General features: G+C 73.7%; 13 protein-coding genes. 9 read left to right on the plus strand and 4 right to left on the minus strand.

The features are described 5' to 3' along the window. Position 1 precedes the first annotated feature (1 nt). Positions 2 to 781 carry a CpaB family protein gene (locus ABD140_RS24275; protein WP_344243258.1) on the minus strand — a complete coding sequence of 260 codons (780 nt, stop codon included), beginning with the start codon at positions 779 to 781 and terminating at the stop codon, positions 2 to 4. A 497-nt stretch (positions 782 to 1,278) separates the two neighbouring features. On the opposite strand from ABD140_RS24275, the gene ABD140_RS24280 reads away from it, so the two are divergent. The 3 genes from ABD140_RS24280 to ABD140_RS24290 all read left to right on the plus strand — a co-directional run bounded on the left by ABD140_RS24280 (position 1,279) and on the right by ABD140_RS24290 (position 6,727). Further along, positions 1,279 to 5,655 (plus strand): FtsK/SpoIIIE domain-containing protein, encoded by a 4,377-nt coding sequence (locus ABD140_RS24280; protein WP_344243259.1) that lies wholly within the window; start codon positions 1,279 to 1,281, stop codon positions 5,653 to 5,655. Positions 5,656 to 6,059: 404 nt separating this feature from the next. Further along, positions 6,060 to 6,353: a hypothetical protein gene (locus ABD140_RS24285; RefSeq protein ID WP_344243260.1), complete on the plus strand. Its 294-nt coding sequence runs from the start codon at positions 6,060 to 6,062 to the stop codon at positions 6,351 to 6,353. Continuing rightward, positions 6,350 to 6,727 (plus strand): PIN domain-containing protein, encoded by a 378-nt coding sequence (locus tag ABD140_RS24290; RefSeq protein WP_344243261.1) that lies wholly within the window; start codon positions 6,350 to 6,352, stop codon positions 6,725 to 6,727. Before ABD140_RS24285 ends, ABD140_RS24290 begins: the two co-directional genes overlap by 4 nt. Positions 6,728 to 6,977: 250 nt before the next feature. On the opposite strand, the gene ABD140_RS24295 is transcribed toward ABD140_RS24290, so the two are convergent. After that, positions 6,978 to 7,250 (minus strand): WXG100 family type VII secretion target, encoded by a 273-nt coding sequence (locus tag ABD140_RS24295; protein ID WP_344243262.1) that lies wholly within the window; start codon positions 7,248 to 7,250, stop codon positions 6,978 to 6,980. Between the two features lie 249 nt (positions 7,251 to 7,499). Here ABD140_RS24295 and ABD140_RS24300 point away from each other — a divergent pair, with 249 nt between their 5' ends. From ABD140_RS24300 to ABD140_RS24325, 6 genes are all read left to right on the plus strand, one after another. After that, a complete protein-coding gene (locus tag ABD140_RS24300; protein WP_344243263.1) occupies positions 7,500 to 9,251 on the plus strand; it encodes an acetyl/propionyl/methylcrotonyl-CoA carboxylase subunit alpha in 1,752 nt (583 codons plus the stop codon). Between the two features lie 260 nt (positions 9,252 to 9,511). Further along, positions 9,512 to 9,874, plus strand: a complete 363-nt coding sequence (locus tag ABD140_RS24305; RefSeq protein WP_344243264.1) for a YciI family protein — start codon at positions 9,512 to 9,514, stop codon at positions 9,872 to 9,874. Beyond that, a complete protein-coding gene (locus tag ABD140_RS24310) occupies positions 9,871 to 11,127 on the plus strand; it encodes an RNA polymerase sigma factor (RefSeq protein ID WP_344243265.1) in 1,257 nt (418 codons plus the stop codon). The genes ABD140_RS24305 and ABD140_RS24310 overlap by 4 nt, the downstream gene beginning before the upstream one ends. A gap of 88 nt (positions 11,128 to 11,215) precedes the next feature. After that, positions 11,216 to 12,511, plus strand: a complete 1,296-nt coding sequence (locus tag ABD140_RS24315; protein ID WP_344243266.1) for a hypothetical protein — start codon at positions 11,216 to 11,218, stop codon at positions 12,509 to 12,511. Between the two features lie 45 nt (positions 12,512 to 12,556). Continuing rightward, the gene (locus tag ABD140_RS24320; RefSeq protein WP_344243267.1) at positions 12,557 to 13,105 is read left to right on the plus strand and encodes a TetR/AcrR family transcriptional regulator; all 549 of its coding nucleotides are present in this window, start codon (positions 12,557 to 12,559) and stop codon (positions 13,103 to 13,105) included. An 88-nt stretch (positions 13,106 to 13,193) separates the two neighbouring features. Continuing rightward, the gene (locus ABD140_RS24325) at positions 13,194 to 13,697 is read left to right on the plus strand and encodes a DoxX family protein (protein ID WP_344243268.1); all 504 of its coding nucleotides are present in this window, start codon (positions 13,194 to 13,196) and stop codon (positions 13,695 to 13,697) included. 72 nt (positions 13,698 to 13,769) lie between these two features. Here the strand turns inward: ABD140_RS24325 and ABD140_RS24330 are convergent, their stop codons facing one another. Further along, positions 13,770 to 15,455, minus strand: a complete 1,686-nt coding sequence (locus ABD140_RS24330; protein WP_344243269.1) for a phospho-sugar mutase — start codon at positions 15,453 to 15,455, stop codon at positions 13,770 to 13,772. Then, positions 15,452 to 16,249, minus strand: coding sequence for a purine-nucleoside phosphorylase (locus ABD140_RS24335; protein WP_344243270.1), 798 nt, complete (start codon positions 16,247 to 16,249; stop codon positions 15,452 to 15,454). Before ABD140_RS24335 ends, ABD140_RS24330 begins: the two co-directional genes overlap by 4 nt. Positions 16,250 to 16,302 lie beyond the last annotated feature (53 nt).

Here is a 16,302-nt window from a genome sequence, read left to right on the forward strand (position 1 = left end):
CTCACCCGCCCGGCTTGGTCTTGGTCTGGGGCTTGGCCTGCGGCACCGGCACCGTGGTGCCCGGCGGGACCACCGCGACCGCCACGTCCCCGGCCGAGGCGGCCTGGGTGACGGCGGGCGCCTGCTCGGGCAGCACCTCGACCGAGACCCTGACCTCGGTGGAGGCCCTCGTGGTGTTCACCAGCTTGGAGTCGCCGGTGTCCGAGCCCGCCACCTTGCGCACCACGGCGTCGGGCGCCAGGAGCGTGCCGGCCTTGATGCCGGACTCGCGCCCGCCGACCGCGTACAGGGCGACGGTCTGGCCCGGCTGCAGGCCCTCGCTGGGCACCTGGCCCGCCTTCAGCGAGAGGCCGACGACGAGCCGTCCCGTGGTGGTGGCCTGCTCGGCGCTCACCATGTTGTTGGTGAGCAGGGAGCCCGGGGTGAGCGGCACCTTGGCGTAGGCCTGGGCCACCTTGTCGCGTTCGCTCCAGCGCACGTACGGGATGCCGGTGTCGCCGATGGACACCTCTTTGAGCGCGTTGGCCGGGATGCGCTCCCCGGCGGCGACCGCCCTCTCGACCGCGATGGCCGACACCCGGTCGCCGCTCTGGATGACGAGGTAGGCGCTGGCCAGCGCCCCGCCGAGGATGAGCAGCACCGCCAGCGCCGCCAGGGCGGGCTTGCGCTCGCGCGGCGGCACCGGGAGCCGCTGTCCGGCGGAGGCCGCCAGGCCCGTGCCGAGCCCGCGGGGGCCGGTGTTGTTGGTGCCGGTCGGCTGACTGGGCTGACTGGTCCTCATCGCTCTGGCCACTCCGGGGGGTATCCGAGCACTCTGCAAAACGGCCGGAGCGACCATGCTTGCGGTCTTGACAACGTCACGTCAATGGATTCCAGTACCTGACGCACTCTCGTAACCGAGTGTAGGAAATTGACCGGTTTTCTGCGCTTGGCGCGATGGTACCCCGGATATGCGTGCGAAGTGCGTGATCAAGGTGCATGCAGGGCACGGCTACCCTTTTCCCCAGAGATCAAACACCGTTTCCCGGACCGACGACCACCGCCGATACGTTTGATCTGACTGGAGTCTGACCGCAGATTCGCCATGAGTGCTGAAGTCGGCCGTCCGGAAGGCTCCTCATCCACGGACTGACGTGCGCTGACACGCCCTATTGGCGGCCGAACGTGCGCTGACGCGCACCGAACGATCCACAGGACGGCGTTCGGGGGCCCCCGCGCGCACGGCTCCTGTGGGACTCTTGATCCGGCCTTCCGTCCCCCGGCGAAGCGGAGTGGTGCGTGCGGATCTCGTTGACGGCGCTGGACGGCGCCGGCCCTCGTGACGTCCTGGTCAGCGGCGACGCGGACGCCTCGGTGGCGGCCGTGGCACGGACACTGGCGGGGCTGCTGGCGCAGCCGGGGCACCAGGCCTCCGCGGGGGAGCGCAACGTCGTCTCCCTGCAGCAGGCGATCTACGCGGACGGGCGCATGCTCGACCCCACCGCCCGCGCCGCGCGGGAGTTGCGCGACGGCGCGATCATCACGCTGGACGCCGCCACCGTCCCGGCGACGCTGACGTCCGAGCCCGACGGGCTGGTGGAGGTGCGCGTCGTCGGCGGGCCCGACGCGGGCCGGGTGCACCGGCTCGGGCCGGGTGCCGCGCACCTCTCCGCGGGGGTCACGGTGACGGTGGGCCGCTCGGGCACGACGGTGCGGGCCGCCCCCGGCGCGACCCTGGACGGCGAGGAGCTGGACGGCGAACGGGAATGGCCGCAAGGCGCGGTACTCGTCTGCGGCAATTCCGTTCTGTCCCTGATGCCGAACAGTTCACCCGACACCCATCTGGAACCGCTTCCACAGGGAATGGCGTTCAACCGGCCGCCCCGGATAGCGCCGCGGAACCAGCCCAAGCGGATGAAGGTGCCCCACCTTCCGGAGAAACAGGGAAGGGAAAGGCTGCGCCTTTTCGGCGCCCTGCTCTTCTCGGTGTTCGGGCTGGTCATGGCCTGGGTGCTGGGCCAGTGGTACTGGGCGCTCTTCGCGCTCGCCTGGCCGCTGATGATGGTCGCCGAGTGGGTCGGCGACCGCCTGTACGGCAGGAAGTCCTACAAAAAGGCTTACAAGGAATACCAGCTTAAATCCGCCTATTTCTCCAAGGATCTGGAGGAGCTGCGGCGCGCCGACGAACGCGACCGGCGGGCCGCCCATCCCGACCCCGCCGAGGTCCTGCTCACCGCCACCGGGCCCCGGCGGCGGCTGTGGGAGCGCCGCCTGGGCGACCCCGACACCCTCCACCTGCGCCTCGGGCTCGCCGACCTGCCCGCCGCCATCGAGCTGGAGGGCGCCGAGGAGGACGTCCGCGAGGCGCTCGCCCGCGGCGAGCAGGAGATGCCGCCCGTCGCGCGCAGCGTCCCGGTGCCGCTGCCGATGACCGAGTACGGCGTCCTCGGGCTCACCGGGCCGCGCGAGCGCTCCCGCGAGGTCGCGCGCTGGCTGGTCGGGCAGGCCGCGGCGCTGCACAGCCCGCGCGACCTGTCGATCGTGGTGCTGGCCGCCGACGACGCGGCCGAGGAGCACTGGAACTGGGTGCGCTGGCTGCCGCACTGCGCGCCGCGCGAGGGCGAGGAGTGCGTGGCGCTGGTCGGCGCCGACCCGGTGAGCACCGCGGGACGCATCACCGAGCTCGCCATCAAGATCACCGAGCGGCGGCGGGGGCGGCAGCAGAGCGCCTTCGACGCCTCGGCACGGCCCAGAGCCGAGGTCCCCTACAACATCCTGCTCGTCCTGGACGGCGCGCGCTCCCTGCGGCGCGCGCCCGGCATGCCGCAGGTGCTCAAGCACGGCCACGAGTACGGCGTCCACGTCGTCTGCCTGGACGACGAGGAGCGGCTGCTGCCCGAGGAGTGCACCGTCGTCGCCTCCTGGGCCGATGCCGACCACCTGCGGCTGCGCGGCCACGGCCTGGAGGCGCTCGGCCCCGTGCTGGCCGACCGGGTGGGCGTGCAGTGGGCCGGGCGGCTCGGCCGGGCGCTGGCGCCGATCAAGGACGTCTCCCGCGAGGACACCGCCGAGGCGCTGCCCGCCTCCGCCCGGCTGCTGGACCTGCTCGGCATGCCCGACCCCACCGCCGCGCACGTCCTGGACGGCTGGCGGCGCGGCGGGCGCGCCACCCGGGTGCCCGTCGGCGTGGGCTCCGGCGGCCCGTTCGAGATCGACCTGAGCGCCGACGGGCCGCACGGCCTCGTCGCCGGCACCACCGGCGCCGGCAAGTCCGAGCTGCTGCAGACGCTCATCGCCGCCCTGGCGGTGCGCAACCGCCCGGACGAGATGACGTTCGTCCTCATCGACTACAAGGGCGGCGCCGCCTTCAAGGACTGCGCCGCCCTCCCCCACACCGTCGGCATGGTCACCGACCTCGACGGCCACCTCACCGAACGCGCCCTGGAGTCCCTCGCCGCCGAGCTGCGCCGCCGCGAGCACCTGCTCCTCCGCGCCGGCGCCAAGGACATCGAGGACTACCAGGCCGCCCGCACCGCCCAGGACGCCGCGCGGGGCGAGGAGCCGCCCGCGCTGCCGCGGCTGGTGCTGGTCATCGACGAGTTCGCGGCGATGGCGGCCGAACTGCCGGGGTTCGTCGACGGGCTGGTGGACATCGGGCGCAGGGGGCGTTCGCTGGGCGTGCACCTCATCCTGGCCACCCAGCGGCCCGCGGGGGTGGTGACCGCCGAGATCCGCGCCAACACCAACCTGCGGATCGCGCTGCGGGTCACCGACCCCGAGGACTCCACCGACGTGCTGGACGGGCCCGTCGGGTCCGGGATCGCCAAGGCGACGCCGGGGCGCTGCTTCGTGAAGTCCGGCGCGGGCCCGGTCGCGGCGGTGCAGTCGGCGCGGATCGGCGGGCGGCGCGGCGGCGGCGGCCGGCCCACCGAGGCGCGGACGCTCGGCTGGGCGCAGCTCGGCCATCCGCTGCCCGTCCCCGCCGACCAGCAGGACGAGCAGGTCACCGACCTCGCGGTGCTGGTGCGGGCGGTCGCCGAGGCCGCGCGCAAGGCGGGGATCCCGCCCCAGCCGAGCCCGTGGCTGACCCCGCTGCCCGACGCGGTCGGGCTGTCCCCGCGGCCCGCCGCCGGGGGCTCGGTGGTGCGGGTGCCGCCCGTGGAGTTCGGCGTCACCGACCTGCCCGCCGCGCAGAGCCGCGCGCCGCTCGCCCTGGACCTGGAGCAGGACGGCCACCTCTACCTCGCCGGTTCCGCCCAGTCGGGCCGCACCACGGCGCTGCGCTCGCTCGCCGGGGCGCTGGCCGCCTCCTGCACCCCCTACGACGTGCACCTGTACGCGATCGACTGCGGCGGCGGCGGGCTGGCCCCGCTGGCCGCGCTGCCGCACTGCGGCGCCGTCGTCCCGCGCGAGTCCCACGACCGGGTCGAGCGGCTGCTGAACGCGCTGAACGCCGAGGTGGGGCGGCGCCGGCAACTGCTCGCCGAGGCGGGGTTCGCCTCGCTGGCCGAGCAGCGCGCCACCGTCTCGGCGGGCGAGCGGCTGCCCTGGACGGTGCTCCTCCTGGACCGCTGGGAGGGCTTCACCGCCGCCTTCGAGCACTACGACTACGGGCGCCTGGTCACCGGGCTGCTGCGGCTGCTCCAGGAGGGCGCCGCGGTCGGGCTGCGCGCCGTCTTCACCGGCGACCGCACGGGCCTGACGGGCCAGGCGGCGATGGCCTTCGACCGGCGGCTGATCCTGCGCATGTCCGACCCGTCCGACTACGGCTACGCGGGCCTGCCCGACGCGCACATCCCCGCCCACATGCCGCCGGGGCGCGCCCTGCGCGTCACCCCGAACGCGCCGACCCTGGAGTCGCAGATCGGCATCCTCGGCCGCGACCCGTCGGGCGCCGCCCAGGTCGCCGCCCTGCAGGAGATCGCGGCAGCGGCGGCGGCCCGCTACGGCCGGGTGCTGCCGGGCCCGCTGCGGGTGGACGAGCTGCCCGCCCGCGTCACCTCCGAGGAGGCCCTGGCCCTGCGGCCGGACTTCCGCCCGCCGTCGCCGCTGTGGTGCCTGGTCGGCGCGGGCGGCGACACCCTCTCCCCGGCCGGCGTCGACCTGCTGGAGGAGGGCCCTTCCTTCATCGTGGCCGGGCCGCCCCGCTCGGGCCGCTCCACCACCTTGGCGACCATCGCCCGCAGCCTGCTGGAACGGGACGTGCCGCTGCTGGTGATCACGCCGCGCCGCTCTCCGCTGCGGGAGCTGCGCGGCGTCCCCGGCGTGCTGGCGGTGCTGGACTCCACCGCCGAGGAGCCCGAGGTCGAGGCGCTCACCGCCGCCGAGCACCGCTTCGCCGTCCTGGTGGACGACGCCGAGCTGATCGACGAGACCGAGCTCGGCGACGCCGTCCAGGCCCTGCTGCGCAGCGCCCGCGACGGCGAGCACGCCGTCGTCCTGGCCGGCACCACCGAGGACCTCAGCCGCGGCTACCGCGGCTTCATCGCCGACGCCCGCAAGACCCGCACCGGCCTCCTCCTGGGCGTCCAGTCCCCCGACGACGGCGAGCTCTTCGGCCTCCGCCTCCCCCGCAACGCCTCCTACGCCGGCCCCCCGGGCCGCGGCCTCCTCATCCTCTCCGGCACCCCCACCCCCGTCCAGGCCGCCCTCCCCCCGACCCCCGCCGAAGACTGACCCATGCCCGGAAGGGCGAGTCGTGACCGGAAAACCGGCCCACGGCCGGAAGACCGGCCCGTGGCCGAGAGACCGGTCCGTGGCCGGGAGACGGCTCGTTGACCTGAAGGCCAACCGTGACCAGGAGACCGGCCCATGGCCGGAAGGCCGAGCCGTGGCCGGAAGGGCGAGCCGTGGCCGGAAGGGCGAGTCGTTGGCCGGGAGACCGAGTCGTGACCGGAAGACCGGCCCGCGGCCGGGAGACGGCTCGTTGACCTGAAGGCCAACCGTGACCAGGAGACCGGCCCATGGCCGGAAGGCCGAGTCGTAGCCGGAAGAGCGAGTCGTTGGCCGGAAGGGCGGGTCGTGACTTTGGGTATCGCAAAGAACGCGTAGAGCGAAGAGAGGGCGCTTACACTCGCGGGATGGACCGTCTCGAGGCCTCGTCCTTCCAGATCGACGAACGGATGCGCCGGCATCTCGCCGGGCTCGCCGCGGAGCGGGGGATCTCCGTGCAGGAGCTGCTGGAGAGCGCCTTCGGCCGGCCCGCCGAGCCGGATCTGGCGGAGCTGGAGGAGCAGCGGCGGCGGCTGTACGACTTCCTGCTCGCCGAGTACCGCGCGAACGTCGACCCCCGGGGCACCCGCGCCGACTGGGAGCGCTGGCTCGCCGAGGGCACCCCGGCCGCGGAGATCCCCGCCGACGCGGAGCGCCGGTGATCCCGCACATCCTGGACCACACGGCGCTCGCCGCGATGGGCAGCCGCCACATGGCGCAGATCATGGTCGAGGCCGCCAAGGAGCCCGGCCGGCCGCTGCTGGTGCCCGCCCTCTGCCTGGCCGCCGCGACCGCGCGCCGCCCCCGCCTCGGCGAGTTCCTCCTGACCCTGGACAAGCTCCGGTTCCTGCCCCTGGGCGGCGTCGAGGGGCACTGCCTCGGCGAGCTCCTGGAGAGCGGCGTCGACTGGGCCTTCGCCCACGCCGCCTTCGAGGCCCGCCCCAAGGCGGACTCCCCCGAGGGCCGGCCGGTCTGCACCGCCCTCCCCGCCCGCTACGCGGGCATGGGCATGACCATCCGCGAGATCATCCCCTGACCCTCCCCGCCGCTTCCGAGGGGAGCGACCGCACCCGCCCGGGCCGGATCGCGGACAGAACGCTCCAAGCCGTCAGAACGCCCCTGCCACCACGAAGTCTCCGACCGTCAGGAACCTCCGCCACCACGACGCCTCCGAGCCGTCAGGACGCTTCAGGCCGTCAGGACGCTCCAGGCTGTCAGGACGCCAAGACGCCCCGGGCCGTCAGAACGCCGCTGAGCCGTCAGGAGGCCGCTGAGCCTCTGGGGCGTCAGCGGGTGGCGGCTTCGATGTTCTGCTGGGAGCGGCGGACGTCGGTGGCGCCTTCTTCGAGGGCGAGGGCCATCTTGTCGAAGGCGCTCTTGGCCTCGGCCCAGGCGGTGCGGAAGCGGTCGGCGCCGGGGCCCCACCAGATCTCGGTGGAGCCGACGGTGCGGCCGTTGAGGTCCTTGATGAGGGCGTCGAGGTTCTTGGAGTGCCGGGAGAACAGGCGGGCGAGTTCTTCCATCTGGCCGATGTTGCCGCCTCTGCGGTCCGCACCCATGGGTCGTCCTCTCGCTCGTCGAGCCGGATTGCCGGTGTACCTCCCACAGCTCACACCACTTCGGCCACGACAGGGCGGGACCGGGACGTCCGCATCCGGCCAAAACGTCGTGAACCCCCTGAGTCACCTGCAGAAGCCCCGAAATAAGGAGGCGATTATGCAGCGGAAAATCCGATTCCCTAAACTCGCGTTTCGACGGGTCGGGTCAGGGGTGATCCCTCAGACGGTTCTCATGGACGGAGTCGTACGTTGCGGAAAGTTCTCATCGCCAACCGGGGCGAGATCGCGGTGCGGGTCGCGCGTGCCTGCCGGGACGCGGGGCTGGGCAGCGTCGCGGTCTACAGCGAGCAGGACCTCGACGCCCTGCACGTGCGCGTCGCCGACGAGGCGTACGCGCTGGGCGGGCAGACCGCCGCCGAGTCGTACCTGAACGTCGAGAAGCTGCTCAAGATCGCCTCCGACTCCGGCGCCGACGCGGTCCACCCGGGCTACGGGTTCCTGTCGGAGAACGCCGACTTCGCCCAGGCCGTCACCGACGCCGGGCTCATCTGGATCGGGCCGCCCCCGGCCGCGATCACCTCCCTGGGCGACAAGGTCCAGGCCCGGCACATCGCGCAGAAGGTCGGCGCCCCGCTGGTGGCGGGCACCGCCGACCCGGTCTCGGGCGCCGACGAGGTCGTCGCGTTCGCCAAGGAGCACGGCCTCCCCATCGCGATCAAGGCGGCGTTCGGCGGCGGCGGGCGCGGCCTGAAGGTCGCCCGCGCCCTGGAAGAGGTGCCCGAGCTGTACGAGTCGGCGGTCCGCGAGGCCGTCGGCGCGTTCGGCCGCGGCGAGTGCTTCGTCGAGCGCTACCTCGACAAGCCCCGCCACGTCGAGACCCAGTGCCTGGCCGACAGGCACGGCAACGTCGTCGTGGTCTCCACCCGCGACTGCTCGCTGCAGCGCCGCCACCAGAAGCTGGTGGAGGAGGCCCCCGCGCCGTTCCTCAGCGACGCCCAGCTGGAGCTGCTGTACTCCTCCTCCAAGGCGATCCTGAAGGAGGCCGGGTACGTCGGCGCGGGCACGTGCGAGTTCCTCGTCGGCCAGGACGGCACGATCTCCTTCCTGGAGGTCAACACCCGCCTGCAGGTCGAGCACCCGGTCACCGAGGAGGTCACCGGCATCGACCTGGTCCGCGAGATGTTCCGCATCGCCGACGGCGAGGAGCTGGGCTACGGCGACCCGGAGATCCGCGGCCACTCCATCGAGTTCCGCATCAACGCCGAGGACGCCGGACGCGGCTTCCTGCCCGCCCCGGGCACCATCTCCGCGATGGAGATCCCGACCGGGCCCGGCGTGCGCCTGGACTCCGGCTACGTCGCGGGCCAGACGGTGCCGCAGTCGTTCGACTCCCTGGTCGCCAAGCTGATCGTCACCGGCGCCACCCGCGAGCAGGCCATCGAGCGGGGCCGCCGGGCGCTGGCGGAGTACGGCATCGAGGGCATGCCCACGGTGATCCCCTTCCACCGGGACATCCTCACCCAGCCCGCGTACACCGACGCCCCGTTCTCGGTCCACACCCGCTGGATCGAGACCGAGTACGACAACAAGATCGAGCCGTACGCCGGTCCGGCCGCCGAGGCCGATGAGGCCGGCGAGCGGGAGAAGGTCGTCGTCGAGGTCGGCGGCAAGCGCCTGGAGGTCGTGCTGCCCTCCGGCCTGGGCGCGGGCGCCGCGGCTCCGGCCGCCGGCAAGGCCGCCCCCAAGCGCGGCGGCAAGAAGAAGGGCGCCGCCGCGGCCGCCAGCGGCGACTCCCTGGTCTCCCCCATGCAGGGCACCATCGTCAAGATCCTCGTCGAGGACGGCGCGGCCGTCGCCGAAGGCGAGACCGTCGTGGTCCTGGAGGCCATGAAGATGGAGCAGCCCCTGACCGCCCACAAGGCCGGCACCATCACGGGTCTGGCCGCCGAGGTCGGCCAGACCGTCACCAGCGGCGCCGCCATCTGCGAGATCAAGGACTGACGGCTCCCCCGTCCTGTCCGCGAAGGCCGGAGGCCCGTGCTCCCCGCACGGGACCTCCGGCCTTCGGCCGTCCGGGACCCGGCCGTCCGGGACCCGGGCGTTCGGGACCCGGGCGTTCGGGACCCGGGCGTTCGGCCGTTCGGCCGTCCGGGCGAAAAGATCTTGAAAGAATTCCGTGAGGGATGTCGAGCCGGGCCGGACGGCTCCGACTCAGGGGTGAGAGCGCGCCGGAGGGGCGCGCCGAGAGGAAGGCCACCGCGATGAAGTACCTGCTGATGATCTACGGGAACCAGGAGAAGTGGGACTCGATTCCGGCGGAGGAGTGGCCCGAGGCGATCGCCAGGCAGGACGCGTTCAACCGGAAGTACCGCGAGACCGGCGAGCTGGTGGGCGCGTACGGGCTGGCGGACGCGGTGAACGCCCGGCTGGTGCGCCGGGAGAACGGCGCCCCGGCCGTCACCGACGGCCCCTACCTGGAGACCAAGGAGTACATGGCCAGCTTCTACCTGCTGGACTGCGAGAGCGAGGAGCGGGCGCTGCAGATCGCGGCGGAGATCCCCTCCGCCGACCAGGACGCGGTGGAGTTCTGGCCGGTCCTGCACGAGGCCCCGGCGGACGCGTGAGCGGCGCCCCCGGCGTCGAGGACCTGCTGCGCGAGCTGGCGCCGCAGGTCCTCGTGGCGCTCGTCCGCCGGTACGGCGGGTTCGACCTGTGCGAGGACGCGGTCCAGGAGGCGCTGCTGGCCGCCGCGCTGAGCTGGCCCGCCGAGGGCGTTCCGGACAACCCGCGCGGCTGGCTGGTCACCGTGGCCTCCCGCAGGCTGGTGGACCAGGTGCGGGCCGAGCGCTCCCGCAGGCTCCGCGAGGACCGCGTCGTCCTGGCCACGCCGCAGTCGGAGCTGCTCGCCCGCCCCGCGGACGCCGACCCGGAGACCGACCGCGACGACTCCCTGACGCTGCTCTTCCTGTGCTGCCATCCGGCGCTGTCCACGCCGAGCCGCATCGCCCTGACCCTGCGCGCGGTGGGCGGCCTGAGCACCGCGCAGATCGCCGCCGCCTTCCTGGTCCCCGAACCGACGATGGCCCAGCGGATCAGCCGCGCCAAGCAGAGCATCAGGACCTCGAACCTGCCCTTCCGCCCGCCGGAGGCGGCCGAGCGGGCGGAGCGGCTCGCGGAGGTGCTGCACGTCCTCTACCTGATCTTCAACGAGGGCTACACGGCCTCGGACGGCGACTCCCTGACCGCCCCCTCGCTGTCGGGGGAGGCCATCCGCCTCACCCGCCTGCTGCGCCGCGCCCTCCCCGAGGACCCGGAGGTCCTGGGCCTGCTCGCCCTGATGCTCTTCGCCGACGCCCGCCGCCCCGCCCGCACCGCCCCCGACGGCTCCCTGGTGCCCCTGTCCGAGCAGGACCGCTCCCGCTGGGACCGCGCCCTGGTCGACGAGGCCGCCGCCCTCCTGACCCGCGCCCTGGGCGGCGCCTCCCCCCTCGGCCCCTACCAGCTCCAGGCCGCCATAGCCGGGGTGCACACCGAGGCCGCGGACCCCTCCGCCACCGACTGGCCCCAGATCCTGGGCCTGTACGACCTGCTGGAGAAGATCGCCCCCAACCCGGTCACCTCGCTCAACCGCGCCGTCGCCGTCGCCATGGTCCACGGCCCCGCCCCCGCGCTGGAGCTGCTCGCGGCTTTGGAGGCCGACGCCCGCCTGTCCCGCGGCCACCGCCTCCTCGCCACCCGCGCCCACCTCCTGGAGCTGCAAGGCGACCTCACCGAGGCCGCCTCCGCCTACCGCGCCGCCGCCCACCGCGCCCTCAGCGCCCCGGAACGCCGCCATCTCCTCACCCGCGCCGCCCGCCTGTCCCCGAAGGCCTCCTGAGCGGTCAGAGCCGCCTTCTGTGACCAGGCATACCCGGCTTTGACGTCCGCCCAGGATTGAACAGGACAAAACCGAGCAACATGGACATATGGCGCTCACGCGGGTGTTCTCTCTGCTCATCGCCCTGATCGCGGCACTCCTGCCCGTCGGGGGTGTGCACGCGCGGGCGGCGGCGCAGCCGGACCCGTCGGTCATCTCGGCGCTGCGGAGCGAGCGGTTCTATGCCGCGCCCGGCCAGACGACACTGGACGCGGCGGGCGTCGCGCGGGTGAAACAGGCGGTCAAGGACTCGCCGACGCCGGTGTACCTGGTGGTCACCGGGGACATGGGCAGCGCGCAGACCTCCAACCAGTACCTGGCCGAGATCGCCAACGCCATGGGCAGCACCGGGGTGTACGGGCTGCTGTCCGGACGGCACTTCGCCGCGGGTTCGCTCGGGCAGACCGGGCTGAGCCGCGGGGAGGCGGGGCGGCTCGCCTCGGAGGCCGCCAGCGAGCACCGGGGTCAGCCCGCCGACGGGCTGGTCTCCTTCGTGGACTCGGTGAACGTCGCCTCCGGCCAGCGGCCCTCCACCGCCAGCAGCGCGCTCACCTACGGGTTCCTCGGCGTGCTGCTGATCCTGGTGGTCGGCGGGTTCTTCTACGTCAGGGCGAGCAGGCGCCGCCGGGCCCGGGACGAGCAGCGGCAGCTGCAGGAGCTCAAGCAGGGGGTGGAGGAGGACGTCACCCGGCTCGGCGAGGACATCGCGGCACTCGACCTCGACCTGAAGAACCCGAAGGTCGATCCGGCCGCCAAGGACGACTACGTGCGCGCCCTGGACTCCTACGACCGCGCGAAGGCCGCCACGCAGTCCGCCCGCACGTCCGAGGACATGGAGCAAGTCACCCACGCCCTGGAGGACGGACGCTACTACATGGTCGCCGTCCGGGCCCGGCAGGCGGGCGAACCTGTGCCCGAACGCCGCCCGCCCTGCTTCTTCAACCCCCAGCACGGCCCGTCCGTCCGCGATGTGCTGTGGGCCCCCATGGGCGGCCAGGCCCGCGAGGTGCCGGCTTGCGCCGCGGACGCCGAACGGGTGGAGCACGGCGCCGACCCCGAGGCCCGCATGGTCGAGGTGGCCGGGCAGCGCCGCCCGTACTGGGAGGCCGGCCCGCAGTGGGCCCCCTACGCGGGCGGTTACTACGCCGGTTACGGCGGGTTCGGCATGCTCAACTCCATCCTCATCGGCACCGCGATCGGCTCGATGTGGGGCGGCGGCTTCGGCGGCATGGGCTACGGCACCGTCGACCACGGCGGCGGCTTCGGGGACTTCGGCGGCGGTGGCGGCTTCGGCGACTTCGGCGGCGGCGGTGGCTTCGGGGACTTCGGCGGCGGAGACTTCTGAGGAACCCCCTTGCATAGTTAGTTATCAGTCACTAACCTTCCTGGCATGAGCCCGAGGATGAGCGCGGAGGAGCGCCGCCGTTCAGTGATCGCCGCGGCGATGAGCGAGTTCGCCCGCGGCGGCTACGAGGGCACCTCCACCGAGTCCATCGCCCGGCGGGCCGGGGTCTCCCAGCCCTACCTCTTCCGCCTCTTCCCCAACAAGCGCGCCATCTTCCTGGCCGCGACGCGGCTCTGCCTCGTCCGGACCCGCGACACCTTCACCGAGGCGGCCGAGGGGGTGCCGCAGGAGCAGGTGTACGGCGCCCTGGCCGCCGCCTACTTCGCACTGATCGCCGACTCCGACCTGCTGATGATGCAGATGCAGGTCCAGGTCGCCGCCTTCCAGGCCCAGCAGCGCGGCGACGAGGAGTTCGGACGGCTCGTCCGGCGCGACTGGGACGAGCTCTACGACACCCTCCACCTGCTGCTCGGCGGCGACCCCGAGACCACCGCCGCCTTCATGTCCTCCGGCATGATGATCAACACCTGGGTGGCCCTGGGCTATCCGCTCGAAGACCGCGTCTGGAACGGCCTGCGGCTGTCCGCCGACTGATCCCCGCCGGCCCCGTCCTCCCTTTTTTTGCCGGCGAAAGTTATTGGTCAATCACTACCTTAGCGATCCCGCACCCGGAAGGAGCCTCATGTTCACGACTCTTCTGCTGCTCGCGGTCCCCGCGCTGGGCTTCCGCCTCCTCGGCGCGCTCGGCGTCGGCAGGTTCGCCGACCCGCGCGCCTGCGCCGCCCACGGCCTGGCCGTCATGCTCTTCTTCACCGGCCTCGCGCACTTCCTGCCGGAGAGCGTCACGGCGATGCCCGGCCACGACGACATGGTGGCGATGGTCCCGCCCTACGTCCCCTTCCCCCGCTTCGTGGTCTACGCGACCGGGGTGCTGGAGCTCCTCGGCGCGCTCGGCCTCGTCCTGGCGCGGACCCGCCCGGCGGCGGGCGTCTGCCTCGCCATCCTGTTCGTCCTGATGTTCCCGGCCAACGTCCACGCCGCCGCCGAAGGGATCCCCCTGAACGGCGACCCGGCCACACCGCTGTGGTTCCGCGTCCCCGAGCAGGTCCTCTTCATCGCCGTCGCCCTCTGGGCGTCCGGGATCGTCCACCGGACCCGCTCCGCCTCGCCCGCGCCCGTCTCCTGACGGGTGAAGGCATCGGGCCCGGTTGCGGATCACCTTCCGCAACCGGGCCCTGGGCCGTACGAGCACCCGGGACTAGGCGGGCAGGTAGGCCGCCATCGCCGTCCGCAGGGCCTCCAGGTCGGCGGCGGCCGCCTGGCGGGCGGCCGCGACGTCGTCGCCCTCCACCGGGACGACGGCCTCCAGGTAGCACTTGAGCTTGGGTTCGGTGCCCGAAGGGCGGATCACCACCCGGGCGCCGCCCGCCAGGCGGAACCGCAGCCCCTCGGTGGGCGGCAGGTTGTCCACGCCCAGGGCCAGGTCGTCGACCCGCGTCACCGCGCGGCCCCCCAGCTCGGCGGGCGGGTCCCGGCGCAGCGCCGCCATCGCCCCGTCGATCAGCGCCTTGTCGGCGACCCGCACCGACAGCTGGCCGGTGGCGTGCACGCCGAAGCGCCGCGCCTGGTCGTCCAGGAGGTCCAGCAGCGTCCGGCCGTCGCGTCCCGCCTCCGCGGCCAGCGCCGCCACGGCCAGCGCCGCGCCGATGCCGTCCTTGTCGTGGACCGGCAGGCCGCGGTCGCCGCCGAGGCTGTAGCCCAGCGCCTCCTCGTAGCCGAAGACGAGCCGGTGGGTGGGCGAGCCCGCCCGCATGATCCACTTGAAGCCGGTGAGCGTCTCGGCGTAGTGCACCCCGTGGGCCTCGGCGATCCGGCCCAGCAGCGAGGAGGAGACGATCGTGGTGGCCACCAGCCGGTCGTCGCCCTCGGTGCGGCGCAGCACGTGCTCGGCCAGCAGGCCGCCGACCTCGTCGCCGGTGAGCAGGCGCCAGCCTCCGCCGGGCAGCGGGACGGCCACCGCGCACCGGTCGGCGTCCGGGTCGTTGGCCAGCGCCAGGTCCGCGCCGACCCGGCCGGCCAGCTCCAGCACCAGGTCCATCGCCCCCGGCTCCTCCGGGTTGGGGAAGGCGACCGTGGGGAAGTCCGGGTCGGGCAGGCACTGCTCGGGCACCACCAGCGGGGCGGCGAACCCGAACTCCATGAACGCCCGCAGCGCCGTGGCCGCGCCCACCCCGTGCAGCGGCGTGTAGGCCACCCGCACGTCCCGCGCGTCCCCCAGCGGGATCTGGCGCAGCGCCTCCAGGTAGGCCTGGACGATCTCGTCGCCGAGCACCTTCCAGGTCGCCTCCTCCGGGTCGCGGGCGCGGCCGGGCGCGGTGCCCAGCGGCAGCTCGTTCACCGGCCCCACCGCCGCGATCCGGACGGCGATCTCCTCGTCCACCGGCGGCACGATCTGCGAGCCGTCGCCCCAGTAGACCTTGTAGCCGTTGTCGCCCGGCGGGTTGTGGCTCGCGGTGACCATGACCCCGGCGTCGGCCGCCAGGTGGCGCACCGCGTACGCCAGCACGGGCGTGGGCAGCGGCCCCGGCAGCAGCCAGGCGCGCACCCCCATGCCCGACAGCACCGCCGCGGAGTCCAGCGCGAACCGGTGGGAGCCGTGCCGCGCGTCGTAGCCGATCATGACGGCCCGGCCCCGGGCCTCTCCCCCGTCCAGCAGCCTGCGGCCCAGCCCGGCCGCCGCCCGCATGACCGTCACCCGGTTCATCCGGTTGGGCCCCGCGCCCAGCTCGCCGCGCAGCCCGGCGGTGCCGAACTCCAGCGCGGAGCCGAACCTGTCGGCCAGCGCCGCGGTGTCCCCGCTCTCCAGGATCAGGCCGAGCTCGGCCTGGGTGACCGGGTCCGGGTCCTGGGCGAGCCACGCCTCGGCGTGTTCCCGCAGGTTCACAGGCGCTCCACCACCGTCACCAGCAGGCGGCCCATGCGCTCGGCGGCGGCGAGCCCGGCCGCCAGCACCTCCTCGTGGTCCAGCAGGGCGTCCGACAGGCCCGCCGCGATGTTCGTCACCAGGGAGAGGCCCAGGACCTCCGCGCCGCCCTCGCGCGCCGCGATCGCCTCCAGGACCGTGGACATGCCGATGAGGTCGGCGCCCAGCGTCTGCAGCATGCGGATCTCGGCCGGCGTCTCGTACGTGGGGCCGCGGAAGGCCGCGTAGACGCCCTCGTCCAGCTCCGGCTCGACGCTCTTGGCCAGCGCCCGCAGCCGCCTGGAGTAGACCTCGGTCAGGTCGAGGAAGGACGTGCCGGTCAGCGGGTTGGCGCCGCTGAGGTTCAGATGGTCGGCGATGAGCACCGGGTCGCCGACCCGCTGCTTCTCCGGACGCAGGCCGCCCGCCGCGTTCGTCAGGACGACGGTCTCGACGCCGGCGGCCAGCGCCGTGCGGACGCCGTGGACCACCGGGTCCACGCCCCTGCCCTCGTACAGGTGGGTGCGGCCGAGGAAGACCAGCGCGTTCTTCCCCCCGACCCGCACCGCGCGCACCTTGCCGCCGTGCCCCTGGACGGCCGGCGCGGCGAAGCCCGGCAGGTCGGTGAACGCCAGCTCGAACTCCGGCTCGCCGATGACGTCCGCGGCCGGCACCCATCCGGAGCCCATGACGAGGGCCACATCGAACTTCTCGAACGTGCGCCCGGTCAGCGCGGCTGCGGCCTCACGGGCCAGTTCATACGGGTTGTTCAGCACTCCCCCAGGCTAGGGGGCGCGAGGGGGGCGTACGCCGCCGATCCGCGCCGAAC

Source organism: Actinocorallia libanotica (assembly GCF_039525175.1).
Taxonomy (GTDB): domain Bacteria; phylum Actinomycetota; class Actinomycetes; order Streptosporangiales; family Streptosporangiaceae; genus Actinocorallia; species Actinocorallia libanotica.

Coding starts and splice junctions, on each gene's coding strand:
- ABD140_RS24275 (WP_344243258.1), bottom strand. CDS start 781: ATGAGGACCAGTCAGCCCAGTCAGCCGACCGGCACCAACAACACCGGC.
- ABD140_RS24285 (WP_344243260.1), top strand. CDS start 6,060: ATGGACCGTCTCGAGGCCTCGTCCTTCCAGATCGACGAACGGATGCGC.
- ABD140_RS24295 (WP_344243262.1), bottom strand. CDS start 7,250: ATGGGTGCGGACCGCAGAGGCGGCAACATCGGCCAGATGGAAGAACTC.
- ABD140_RS24305 (WP_344243264.1), top strand. CDS start 9,512: ATGAAGTACCTGCTGATGATCTACGGGAACCAGGAGAAGTGGGACTCG.
- ABD140_RS24315 (WP_344243266.1), top strand. CDS start 11,216: ATGGCGCTCACGCGGGTGTTCTCTCTGCTCATCGCCCTGATCGCGGCA.
- ABD140_RS24320 (WP_344243267.1), top strand. CDS start 12,557: ATGAGCCCGAGGATGAGCGCGGAGGAGCGCCGCCGTTCAGTGATCGCC.
- ABD140_RS24325 (WP_344243268.1), top strand. CDS start 13,194: ATGTTCACGACTCTTCTGCTGCTCGCGGTCCCCGCGCTGGGCTTCCGC.